This is a genomic window from Bacillus sp. XT-2 (assembly GCF_025696525.1).
Taxonomy (GTDB): domain Bacteria; phylum Bacillota; class Bacilli; order Bacillales; family Bacillaceae; genus Bacillus; species Bacillus halotolerans.
This window is the reverse complement of the sequence record NZ_JAHVOC010000003.1, coordinates 298156-309864: the sequence shown is the minus strand read 5'-3', so window position 1 is coordinate 309864 and position 11709 is coordinate 298156. Positions and strand designations below refer to the sequence as shown.

Genomic DNA, 11709 nt, shown 5'->3' with positions numbered 1-11709 from the left:
TTAGAAATGGCGAGACGTGATCAAGACAAGCTTACAGGAAAACAAAAAGCAGCCATTCTCATGATTTCCTTAGGTTTAGATGTGTCAGCTTCTGTATATAAGCATTTAACCGATGAAGAAATTGAAAGGCTTACCCTTGAAATATCAGGAGTTAGAAGTGTCGATCATCAAAAAAAGGATGAAATTATAGAGGAATTTCATAATATAGCGATTGCCCAGGATTATATTTCTCAGGGCGGATTAAGCTATGCCAGACAAGTTCTTGAGAAGGCGCTGGGAGAAGATAAGGCTGAAAACATACTAAACAGGCTGACTTCTTCTCTGCAAGTTAAACCATTTGACTTTGCCAGAAAAGCAGAGCCTGAACAAATTTTAAATTTTATCCAACAAGAGCATCCGCAAACGATGGCTTTAATCTTGTCTTACCTTGACCCTGTGCAGGCCGGACAAATTTTATCCGAGCTGAATCCTGAGGTACAGGCAGAAGTCGCAAGAAGGATTGCGGTAATGGACAGAACGTCACCTGAAATTATTAATGAAGTAGAACGGATTCTGGAACAGAAATTATCCTCCGCATTTACTCAGGATTATACACAAACCGGCGGAATCGAAGCTGTTGTTGAAGTGTTAAACGGTGTAGACAGAGGAACAGAAAAGACGATATTGGATTCCTTAGAAATTCAGGATCCTGATCTTGCTGAAGAAATCAAGAAGCGGATGTTTGTCTTTGAGGATATTGTTACCCTTGATAACCGAGCAATTCAGCGGGTTATACGCGATGTTGAAAACGACGATCTGCTCCTTTCATTAAAGGTGGCAAGCGAGGAAGTCAAAGAAATTGTATTCAACAATATGTCACAGCGTATGGTTGAAACATTCAAAGAAGAAATGGAATTTATGGGCCCTGTACGTTTGAAGGATGTAGAAGAGGCTCAATCAAGAATTGTAAGCATCGTCAGAAAGCTTGAAGAAGCCGGTGAAATTGTTATAGCAAGAGGCGGAGGAGACGATATTATTGTCTAATATCATTAAACAAGAATCATCTTTTTCCCCACAGCAGGAAAGAAGAAAGCTTTCTTTACAAGAGGTTCGGATCGATCATTCACATCTTTTACAGACTGAAGAAAATCCGGAAGCGTTAATGGCCCGGATCAAAGAAGAAGCTGATCGGATTTCCGAGCGAGCGAACAGCCAGATGGAAGACATCCGCCGTCAAATTGAAAAGGAAAAAAATGATTGGGCGGCTGAAAAACAGCAGCTTATTGAAGAAGCGAAAACAGATGGTTTCGAACAAGGTGTGGCATTAGGGAGAGCTGAAGCCTTGCAACAGTATGCTGAGCTGATCGATCAGGCAAACAGCATAACAGAGATGTCCAGAAAAGCTGTAGAGGATAAGCTTGAAGATGCCTCCGGAGAAATCGTTGAGCTTGCCGTTGCGTTAGCTAAAAAAGTATGGCAGCAAAAATCTGATGATAAAGAGGCCTTTATCCTGCTTGTGAAACAGGTGGTAAACGAAGTAAAGGAATATGACGATATATCAATATATGTGGACCCTTATTACTATGAAACAGTTTTTCAGCATAAAGACGAAATCCAGCAGCTTCTTTACAAAGAATGCCGGCTGGGTTTATACGCCGATGAAAAAGCTGAAAAAGGATCATGCTATATAGAAACTCCTTTTGGAAGAGTGGATGCAAGCATTGATACCCAGCTGGTGCAACTGAAGCATAAGCTCCTTACAGCACTGGAAGCAGGTGCGGATCAATGAAGACACAGAGTCTGATAGATTGCATAGAAATGACAGACTCGTATAAGCGTTATGGAAAAGTGAAACGGGTGATCGGCCTGATGATCGAATCAAAGGGGCCGGCAAGCTCAATAGGCGACCTGTGCCTGATTTATGCAAAAGGTCAATCAGGAAAAGTCATCAAAGCTGAAGTTGTTGGATTTCAGGAAGAAAATATTTTGTTAATGCCCTATTTAGAGGCCGCTAGCATTGCCCCCGGGAGCATTGTTGAAGCCACCGGTGAATCTCTTCGTGTAAAGGTAGGAGCCGGTCTGATCGGACAAGTCATTGATGCGTTTGGCGAACCGCTCGACGGAAAACTTTTGCCGAAAGGACTTTCGCCTGTATCGACGGAGCAATCACCTCCTAACCCGATGAAACGCCCGCCTATCCGGGAAAAAATGGGTGTTGGAGTCAGGTCTATTGACAGTCTGCTGACTGTCGGAAAAGGCCAGCGGATTGGTATTTTCGCAGGAAGCGGCGTCGGGAAAAGCACATTAATGGGAATGATCGCTAAACAGACCGAAGCTGATTTGAACGTAATTGCACTCGTCGGAGAACGCGGTCGAGAGGTTCGGGAGTTTATTGAAAAAGACTTGGGAGCAGAGGGTCTGAAGCGGTCAATTGTAGTTGTTGCTACCTCAGACCAGCCTGCATTAACGAGGTTGAAAGCCGCTTATACGGCGACAGCCATTGCTGAGTACTTTCGTGATAAAGGGCAAAATGTCATGTTTATGATGGATTCTGTCACAAGGGTGGCGATGGCTCAGAGGGAGATCGGACTTGCCGCTGGAGAGCCCCCGACGACAAAAGGATATACACCCTCTGTGTTCGCTATTTTACCTCGTTTACTAGAGAGAACAGGTGCAAATGAACATGGAACAATCACAGCGTTTTATACAGTGTTAGTCGACGGGGATGACATGAATGAGCCTATTGCTGATACTGTTCGCGGAATCTTAGACGGACACATTGTGTTAGACAGGGCTCTTGCTAATAAAGGCCAGTTTCCTGCCGTCAATGTGTTAAAAAGCATCAGCAGGGTGATGTCAAACATCTCGACAAAACAGCACTTAGACGCAGCGAATAAATTCCGTGAACTTTTATCAACGTATCAAAATTCTGAAGATCTCATTAATATTGGAGCTTACAAAAGAGGGTCCTCAAGAGAAATTGATGAGGCGATACAATTTTATCCGCAGCTTATTCAATTTCTGAAGCAGGGAACAGAAGAATCAGCATCATTGGAAGAAAGCATTGCTGCATTAACTAGTTTGACAGGAAATGAGGAATAGAACGTGGCCTATCAATTTAGATTCCAAAAGCTGCTGGAACTAAAAGAGAACGAAAAAGACCAGTCTTTGTCTGAGTATCAGCAATCAGTTTCTGAATTTGAAACTGTAGCGGAGAAACTATATGAGAATATGAGCAAAAAGGAATTGCTTGAGCAAAATAAAGAAAACAAACTGAAAAGCGGGATGAGCGTTCAAGAGATGAGGCATTATCAGCAATTTGTCTCAAATCTTGAAAACACCATTTATCACTACCAAAAGCTCGTCATTATGAAAAGGAATCAAATGAACCAAAAGCAAGAAGTGTTAACAGAAAAAAATATTGAAGTGAAGAAGTTTGAAAAGATGCGTGAAAAACAGTTTAAAATGTTTGCTCTTGAAGACAAAGCTGCAGAGATGAAAGAAATGGACGATATTTCGATCAAGCAGTTTATGATTCAAGGCCATTAGGAGCGAATGTAATGTCCGGCAAAAAGAAAGAATCAGGTAAGTTCCGATCGGTTTTGCTGATCATTATCCTTCCGCTGATATTTCTGCTTATAGCAGGGGGGATTGTTCTCTGGGCGGCTGGTGTCAATGTCTTAAAGCCGATACAGGAAGCTGCAGCCAAAACGCCAGTTCTTAAAGAATTGGTTCCTGAGACCGAAGATAAAAAAGATACATCATCAACAGCTAAGAATAACAGTAATACGGCGGCTCTGGAAAAAACCATTAAGGATCAAAAAAGTGAGATCAGTATATTGAATAAGGATTTGGATACAAGCAAATCTGAAATAGACAGGCTGAATCAAAAGATTCGTTCTCTTGAAAAAACAGCGGAAGACCAAAAAAAGACACCGAAGGATAACACAGAAGATTCATCAAGTTCTGATAAAGCTTCTGATGATAAAGTCATCAGTGTTTATAAAAGCATGGACAGCGGAAAGGCTGCCAAAATCATTGCCCAATTAAAGGAGAAAGAAGCGCTGAAAATATTGAATGGACTGAGCAAAAAGCAGCTTGCTGAAATTTTGGCAAAAATGACTCCTGAGCAAGCGGCAACATATACAGAAAAAATTGCTGCCAGCCAAGAATAGGGGGAATAAAGGTGAAGCTGCTTGAATTAGCCGGACCTCGGCTGCAAACTACAGCAGGGACAGCTGCTAAAACAATCAAAAATAGCCAGGGAGTTTTTCAAAATTGGCTTATGTCTGAAGCCGGCTCGAAAGAACCTTCATCACAAGGAAATGGGACTCTGACTGACGATCAGCTTTTAAAAGATGCATGTAAAAAGATCAGTGATTGGCTAAATGCAACTCCTGAAAATCAAGACAAGGAAAAAGCCGATCTTCTGCAAACGTTAAGTAAACTAACAGGAAAGCAGCTGGATGAATCCGCTCAGCAAATGTTACAGAATCTGCTGCAAGCAGTTGAATTAAAATTGGCTGACGTAACTGATCAACTGTACATGGGGCAAATACTTGCAGACAAAACCATTTCTGAAGAGAAAACTGCTCTGACTGCAAAGAATTCAGCTGGTGATGCCGCTACTGATGAACTCAAGTCTGACAGAGAGCAAGAAGTTCAGGAAAATGAGGCATCAGCAGAAGATGATAAAACGCTTATTCATATCCAAATGCTTATCAGTCAGCTTTTAGAAGGAAATAAAATGACTGACCGTGATCATCAAGCCCATACTGTCTACAAAAATGGAGATGAATTTCTTTCGGCATTAGATAAAAAGGGCATATCGGAACAGCTTATTCAGGATCTTAAACAGCAGATATTTACAAAAGACGAGTCAAGTTCAAAGCTTTATACGATGTCAAAGTCAGAGCTGAAAAGTTTTCAAAGCTTAATGGAACAGATGTCAGTGCTTCCTCAAAAAGGGACGAAGGAATGGAATATAGCTGAAAGTCAGCTGAAAGCTTTCTTGTTATCGAAATCATCCGAATCGTCACTAGAGGTCGGAAAACGTGCCCTTTCGCCGGACACTCTGACGTCAGGTAATAAAAGTGCGGCAGATTCCTCTGTAAGTATTCAGCCTATAGATAGTAAGTCAGGAATTCAAATGATGTTTTCAGGCTACCGGAGCACCGGAGGAGTTCAGACACTTGATTTGCAGCTCTCATCTGATTTGCATGCAGCCGAAACGAAAACGGTTGCTGATCAAGTGATCAGTGCATGGAAGCAGATGAAATATACACCCTTTGGGAGGTCAACCGGCAGTTTTACAATTCGGCTGAACCCTGAACATTTAGGATTTGTCACAATTAAGCTGACAAATGAAAATGGAATGTTCCAGAGTAAAATCATTGCATCCAGCCAATCTGCAAAAGAGCTGCTCGAACAACATTTGCCTCAGCTGAAGCAATCACTGCCGAATATGGCTGTCCAAGTAGACCGTTTTACATTGCCGATTCAAAGCGGAGACCAGCCGATATATGGCCAGCTTGCTGATGAACAGAAACAGCAGCAAGAGGGACAGAAGCAGCAAAGACAGAAAAAGCAATCAAACGAGTTTGGCGACTTGCTTGATGAAGTGTCAATGGTTGAATTGGAGGAAGAAGAATGACATCAATAAGCTCAGAATATAAATTGCCTGAAAAAACAAGCAGCACTGCCGCTGCAAGCAACAGCAGCCTGGGAAAAGACGAGTTTTTAAAAATATTAATGACTCAAGTCCAAAACCAAGATCCGCTTAATCCGGTTGATGACAAAGAATTTATCAGCCAGATGGCGACTTTTTCAAGCCTGGAACAGATGATGAATCTGAATACGACGATGACTAAATTCGTTGAAAACCAAGATCCGTTTACAACGTATGTTGATTGGATGGGAAAAGAAGTATCTTGGACTGATGGTAAAAGTGCAACAGATAAAACAGGCACAGTAAGCTCTGTTAAACATTCTAAAGGAAATTATTATCTTGTTCTTGATGATGGGACTGAGATCAGTCCGGCGAATGTCATGTCTGTGGGACAATCTTCTAAATAAAAACATCTGGGGGAATATATTATGTTACGTTCACTTTATTCTGGAATCAGCGGTATGAAAAACTTTCAAACAAAACTTGATGTTATCGGCAATAATATTGCCAACGTAAATACAGTGGGATTCAAAAAGAGCCGGGTTACCTTTAAAGATATGGTGAGTCAAACGATTGCCGGCGGTTCTGCTGCTGGTGCAACAATCGGCGGAACAAACTCTAAGCAGATCGGTTTAGGTTCATCATCTGGCACAATTGATACCATCCATTCAACAAGCGCGACACAAAGCACAGGAAGAACGCTTGATTTAGCGATTGACGGAGACGGTTATTTTCAAATCGATACAGGTGATGGAACGGCTTACACAAGAGCCGGAAACTTCTATTTAGATAATACTGGAACATTGGTGACTGGTGACGGCTACCATGTGTTAAATATGACGGGAGGAACAATAAAAATTCCTCTAGATGCTCAAAGCTTTAGTATCGGATCTGATGGAAAAGTGTCAATTGTTGATGCTGGCGGTAAACCACAAGATGGCGGTCAGATCGGGATTGTTACTTTTGCAAACAGTGACGGTTTAGATAAAATCGGAAGCAACTTGTATCGTGAATCTTTGAACTCTGGAACTGCTAGTGCAGCTAATCAGCCTGGTGATGGCGGTACAGGTGCCTTGAAGTCAGGATTTATAGAAATGTCTAACGTTGATTTAACAGACGAGTTTACTGAAATGATTGTTGCTCAGCGCGGGTTCCAATCAAACTCCAAGATTATTACAACATCGGATGAAATCCTTCAAGAGCTGGTTAACCTTAAACGTTAAGGAGGGAGGGGAGGCGAGTAATCGCTTCTCCGCTGTTTTATGATTAAAGTAACCCGTTTAAATGGGCAGCCCTTTACGCTGAATGCGTTATTTATTGAACAGATTGAATGCTTTCCGGATACTACAATCACACTGTCGAACGGTAAGAAGTTTGTAGTAAAAGAAGATGAAGAAGCTGTTCTGGAGAAGATTGTGTCTTTCTATCAAAAAATACAAATATTTTCAATGGACCATGGAATAGAGGAACCGGAATGAAGAAAAAATTATTGATCATTTTACTAATTATTCTTATCGTAATTGGTGCTCTCGGGGCGGCGGCTTATTTTGTTTTAGGCGGAAAGTCCGAAAAAAGTGAGGCAAAACGAAGTATTGATGAAATCGTTGCATCTTCTGTTGATGTAGCAGAAATCACAACGAATTTAAAGTCCGATAACATTATTCGCTTAGCGATTAAACTTGAAACTGACTCTGATAAATCAAAAGAAGAGCTTGAAAAACGTGATTTTCAAGTGAAAGATGCTGTTATATCACTGCTGGCTGATACGAATGCTGATGAGATTGAGGGAGACAAGGGAAAAGAAACCTTTAAGAAGGAACTAAAAGATAAAGTAAATAGCTACCTCCAAGAAGGAAAAGTAGAAAAAGTGTATATTACCTCTTTTAATCTGCAATAAAGCATAATTTGACAGAATACGGAGGTGAGGAAAATGTCAGGAGAAGTTCTCTCCCAAAATGAAATAGATGCACTGCTTTCTGCAATATCAACGGGTGAAATGGATGCTGAAGAGCTGAAAAAAGAAGAAAAAGAGAAAAAAGTAAAGGTTTATGATTTCAAACGCGCGCTGCGGTTTTCTAAAGACCAAATCCGCAGTTTAACAAGAATTCATGACAATTTTGCAAGACTTCTTACAACTCACTTTTCTGCTCAGCTCAGAACATATATCCATATATCGGTCAGCTCTGTTGATCAGGTTCCATACGAGGAATTTATCCGATCCATACCGAATATGACGATCCTGAATTTATTCGATGTCCATCCGATGGAAGGCAGAATTATGATGGAGGTTAACCCGACAATTGCCTATACGATGATGGATCGTGTGATGGGGGGCATCGGGATCAGTCATAATAAGGTTGATAGTTTAACAGAAATTGAAACAAGAATTATTTCTAATTTATTTGAAAATGCACTGGGAAATTATAAAGAAGCTTGGCAGTCCATTGCTGATATTGAACCCGAAATGACTGAGTTTGAAGTGAATCCGCAATTTGTTCAGATGGTATCTCCTAATGAAACGGTTGTTGTTATTTCACTCAACACCCAAATCGGCGAAATCAGCGGTGTCATTAATCTTTGTATCCCGCATATCGTCCTCGAGCCGCTCATACCAAAGCTTTCGGTCCATTATTGGATGCAATCAGAAAGAAATGAACCGAAACCTGAGGAAACAAAGTCGCTTGAAAAACGTATCATGACAGCACAAATACCTGTCGTGGCCGAACTCGGCACATCTGAACTGACAATAGAAGAGTTTTTAAGTTTAGAAGTCGGAGACTGCATAACTTTGGACAAATCAGTAACAGATCCTCTTACTGTATTGGTCGGAGATAAGCCGAAATTTTTAGGACAAGCCGGCCGGGTGAATCGAAAACAGGCAGTGCAAATTTTAGACCACGACATAAGAGGTGAACAAGATGGAGAATAACAGATTATCTCAAGATGAGATTGACGCGCTTCTTAACGGCACGAGCAGCACACCTGACGAGCCTGAGGCTACGGAAGTGCATGACTTATCGGACATGGAGCGTGATGCGATCGGTGAAATCGGAAATATTTCATTCGGCAGTTCAGCGACAGCTTTATCCACGCTTTTAAATCAAAAAGTTGATATTACGACTCCAAACGTAACTGTCATCCCAAGAAGCAAAATCAGTGATGCGTTTCCTGAACCGTATGTTGCAATTGAAGTGAATTATACGGAAGGTTTCAGCGGCAGCAACCTGCTAGTCGTCGAACAAAGTGACGCGGCGATTATTGCGGACCTAATGATCGGGGGAGACGGGAAAGGTGCAGATCCTTCACTTGGAGAGATCCATTTGAGCGCGGTTCAAGAAGCGATGAACCAAATGATGGGGTCGGCAGCAACGTCAATGTCTACTGTATTCAGTAAAAAAATTGATATTTCACCCCCGCGTGTAGAACTGCTTGATGTAAATGAAGAAAAAGGAACAGACCGTATTCCTGCTGATGAAATGCTGGTTAAAGTTTCTTTCCGCTTGAAGGTGGGCGAGTTAATAGACTCTAACATCATGCAGCTATATCCGCTGACATTTGCTAAAGATTTGATCTCGAGCCTTATGAACACGGAGGAAAGTCCAGCTGAAGAAACAACGCCGGAGCCTGAGGTTACATATGAACAGCCGAAAGAGCCTGTGATGCCCGAGCCGCGGAACGAACCGCAGCAGCAAGCGCCGGCTAAAAGGCAGGGGAAACCGAAGAAAGCCGCGCCTGTTCAAGTTTCACCAGTGGAATTTTCATCATTTGATCCAAATGAGAGCTCACAAGCTCCTATAAACAATCTGGATATGCTTTTGGATATCCCGCTTTCGATCACTGTTGAACTCGGCAGAACGAAAAGAAGCGTAAAAGAAATTTTAGAACTTTCAGCCGGAAGTATTATTGAGCTTGATAAATTAGCCGGTGAGCCGGTAGATATTTTAGTGAATCAGCGTATCGTCGCCAAAGGCGAAGTCGTGGTCATTGAGGAAAACTTCGGAGTAAGGGTCACTGACATATTAAGCCAGGCAGAACGCATTAATAATTTAAAATAAAGAAACACGAGGAGAGAGAAAAAAATTATGGCACATAGAATTTTAATTGTAGATGACGCAGCATTTATGAGAATGATGATCAAAGATATTTTGGTAAAAAACGGTTTTGACGTAGTGGCAGAAGCCGAAAATGGCGCTCAGGCTGTAGAAAAATTTAAAGAGCATTCTCCTGACTTAGTTACAATGGATATCACAATGCCAGAAATGGACGGTATTACTGCACTAAAAGAAATTAAACAAATTGATGCTCAAGCTAAAATCATTATGTGTTCTGCCATGGGACAGCAATCAATGGTTATCGATGCTATTCAAGCCGGTGCTAAGGATTTTATCGTGAAACCTTTCCAGGCGGACCGTGTACTTGAAGCAATCAACAAAACATTAAGCTAAAGGGTGTACGACTGTTGAAAAAGAGTCAATGTTTCATTGCTTTTATATGTTTTTTCATTTTATTCAGTGTGCATCCGCTTGCTGCTGATGCGGCGGCATCTGATGATTCAACTGTAAACGAATGGTTTCAAAAGAAAGAGGAAAAGACCGCAGATAAGCCAGAGCAAAAGAAAGAAAAAACGACACAAACTGCTGATGAGACGGAGGGAGCTGCTGCTCCTTCTGTTTCAGCTTTTGATTTTGTGAAAATGATTTTCGCTTTATTGTTTGTCATCGCGCTGATTTACGGGCTTGTTAAGCTTATGAACAAAAGAAACCGGCTGCTAAAGCCTTTTCAATATGTTGAAAATATCGGCGGAACATCGGTTGGCCAAAACCGATCTATCCAATTGATTAAAGTCGGCAACAGTGTTCTCGTCGTTGGGGTAGGAGAGACGATCCAGCTCCTTAAAGAAATTGAGGATGAAAAGGAAATCGAAGTCATACTCAGCCAGCATGAAGAGGCGATGTCAAGCAAAATAGAGTGGCAAAAGCTTGTCAAACCCCTAAAGGGTTCTGAGAATCAGCCGCAGCAAAAGCTGCCTTCATTTTCAAAAGCATTAAAAGAGCAGCTTGAAGAGCTAAAACAAAACCGTTCAGAAGGAAAAAAGAAAGGCCCACGTCATCATGAATGAGTTTATAAATATTTTCAGTTCTAGCGATCCGGGTAACGTCAGTTCAACTGTTAAATTACTATTATTGTTAACTGTATTTTCAGTGGCGCCTGGAATATTGATTCTTATGACTTGTTTTACCCGCATCGTCATCGTTCTGTCGTTTGTCAGAACTTCACTGGCGACGCAATCAATGCCGCCCAACCAGGTCCTTATCGGCCTTGCGCTATTTTTAACATTTTTTATTATGGCTCCTACTTTTTCAGAGATTAATAAAGAAGCGCTGACACCATTGATGGACAATAAAATCAGTTTGGACGAAGCGTATACAAAAGCTGAGGAACCGATTAAAGAATTTATGAGTAAGCACACAAGGCAGAAGGATTTGGCACTGTTTATGAATTACGCGAAAATGGATAAACCCGAATCATTAAAAGATATTCCTCTTACAACGATGGTTCCCGCTTTTGCCATTTCGGAGCTCAAAACAGCGTTTCAAATAGGCTTTATGATTTTTATCCCCTTTTTAATTATTGATATGGTAGTGGCGAGCGTTCTGATGTCAATGGGGATGATGATGCTCCCTCCAGTTATGATTTCTCTGCCCTTTAAAATTTTACTTTTTGTTTTAGTAGACGGCTGGTATTTAATTGTGAAATCTTTGCTTCAGAGCTTTTAGGGTAGGTGCTAAACGTGAATTCAGAATTTGTAATTTCTATGGCGGAAAAAGCCGTATATGTAACGCTGATGATCAGCGCGCCTCTGCTTGCGATCGCTTTATTGGTCGGATTAATCGTCAGCATCTTTCAGGCGACAACTCAAATCCAGGAACAGACTTTGGCGTTTATTCCCAAAATCGTGGCAGTCCTCTTGGCACTGATTTTTTTCGGGCCATGGATGCTGTCGACCATCCTTTCGTTCACAACAGAGCTGTTTTCTAATTTAAATCGTTTTGCAGGGTAAT

The 11709-nt window shown here is 41.4% G+C and carries 16 protein-coding genes; all 16 read left to right on the top strand.

Going from position 1 to position 11709, the window contains the following annotated elements:
* The first annotated feature begins 6 nt into the window (after window positions 1–6).
* From fliG to fliQ, 16 genes are read left to right on the top strand one after another with little or no spacing between them, the layout of a single operon-like run.
* Window positions 7–1023 (top strand): flagellar motor switch protein FliG, encoded by a 1017-nt coding sequence (fliG, locus tag KXD37_RS11280; RefSeq protein ID WP_003231981.1) that lies wholly within the window; start codon window positions 7–9, stop codon window positions 1021–1023.
* Entirely contained in the window at window positions 1016–1768 is a 753-nt protein-coding gene (fliH, locus tag KXD37_RS11275) for a flagellar assembly protein FliH (RefSeq protein ID WP_106020699.1), read from the top strand. Before fliG ends, fliH begins: the two co-directional genes overlap by 8 nt.
* Window positions 1765–3081 (top strand): flagellar protein export ATPase FliI, encoded by a 1317-nt coding sequence (fliI, locus tag KXD37_RS11270; protein ID WP_095713837.1) that lies wholly within the window; start codon window positions 1765–1767, stop codon window positions 3079–3081. The genes fliH and fliI overlap by 4 nt, the downstream gene beginning before the upstream one ends.
* A gap of 3 nt (window positions 3082–3084) precedes the next feature.
* Complete coding sequence (gene fliJ / locus KXD37_RS11265) at window positions 3085–3528, top strand: flagellar export protein FliJ (protein ID WP_010334249.1); 444 nt, start codon at window positions 3085–3087, stop codon at window positions 3526–3528.
* Between the two features lie 11 nt (window positions 3529–3539).
* The gene (locus tag KXD37_RS11260; protein ID WP_024121399.1) at window positions 3540–4154 is read left to right on the top strand and encodes a MotE family protein; all 615 of its coding nucleotides are present in this window, start codon (window positions 3540–3542) and stop codon (window positions 4152–4154) included.
* 11 nt (window positions 4155–4165) lie between these two features.
* The gene (locus KXD37_RS11255) at window positions 4166–5632 is read left to right on the top strand and encodes a flagellar hook-length control protein FliK (protein WP_106020701.1); all 1467 of its coding nucleotides are present in this window, start codon (window positions 4166–4168) and stop codon (window positions 5630–5632) included.
* Window positions 5629–6054 (top strand): flagellar hook assembly protein FlgD, encoded by a 426-nt coding sequence (flgD, locus tag KXD37_RS11250; protein WP_024121401.1) that lies wholly within the window; start codon window positions 5629–5631, stop codon window positions 6052–6054. Before KXD37_RS11255 ends, flgD begins: the two co-directional genes overlap by 4 nt.
* A gap of 21 nt (window positions 6055–6075) precedes the next feature.
* Window positions 6076–6870 (top strand): flagellar basal body rod protein FlgG, encoded by a 795-nt coding sequence (gene flgG / locus KXD37_RS11245; protein WP_024121402.1) that lies wholly within the window; start codon window positions 6076–6078, stop codon window positions 6868–6870.
* 39 nt (window positions 6871–6909) lie between these two features.
* Window positions 6910–7125 (top strand): flagellar FlbD family protein, encoded by a 216-nt coding sequence (locus KXD37_RS11240; protein WP_010334253.1) that lies wholly within the window; start codon window positions 6910–6912, stop codon window positions 7123–7125.
* Window positions 7122–7544 (top strand): flagellar basal body-associated protein FliL, encoded by a 423-nt coding sequence (fliL, locus tag KXD37_RS11235; RefSeq protein ID WP_024121403.1) that lies wholly within the window; start codon window positions 7122–7124, stop codon window positions 7542–7544. Before KXD37_RS11240 ends, fliL begins: the two co-directional genes overlap by 4 nt.
* A 33-nt stretch (window positions 7545–7577) precedes the next feature.
* On the top strand, window positions 7578–8576 hold the full coding sequence (gene fliM / locus KXD37_RS11230; RefSeq protein ID WP_106020703.1) for a flagellar motor switch protein FliM: 999 nt from the start codon (window positions 7578–7580) through the stop codon (window positions 8574–8576).
* Window positions 8566–9702, top strand: coding sequence for a flagellar motor switch phosphatase FliY (gene fliY, locus KXD37_RS11225; RefSeq protein ID WP_106020705.1), 1137 nt, complete (start codon window positions 8566–8568; stop codon window positions 9700–9702). The genes fliM and fliY overlap by 11 nt, the downstream gene beginning before the upstream one ends.
* Window positions 9703–9729: 27 nt before the next feature.
* The gene (gene cheY, locus KXD37_RS11220) at window positions 9730–10092 is read left to right on the top strand and encodes a chemotaxis protein CheY (protein ID WP_010334256.1); all 363 of its coding nucleotides are present in this window, start codon (window positions 9730–9732) and stop codon (window positions 10090–10092) included.
* 14 nt (window positions 10093–10106) lie between these two features.
* Window positions 10107–10766 carry a flagella biosynthesis regulatory protein FliZ gene (gene fliZ, locus KXD37_RS11215; protein ID WP_044155883.1) on the top strand — a complete coding sequence of 220 codons (660 nt, stop codon included), beginning with the start codon at window positions 10107–10109 and terminating at the stop codon, window positions 10764–10766.
* A complete protein-coding gene (fliP, locus tag KXD37_RS11210; protein ID WP_024121406.1) occupies window positions 10759–11424 on the top strand; it encodes a flagellar type III secretion system pore protein FliP in 666 nt (221 codons plus the stop codon). The genes fliZ and fliP overlap by 8 nt, the downstream gene beginning before the upstream one ends.
* 14 nt (window positions 11425–11438) lie before the next feature.
* On the top strand, window positions 11439–11708 hold the full coding sequence (fliQ, locus tag KXD37_RS11205) for a flagellar biosynthesis protein FliQ (protein WP_010334259.1): 270 nt from the start codon (window positions 11439–11441) through the stop codon (window positions 11706–11708).
* The last annotated feature ends 1 nt before the right edge of the window (window position 11709 follow it).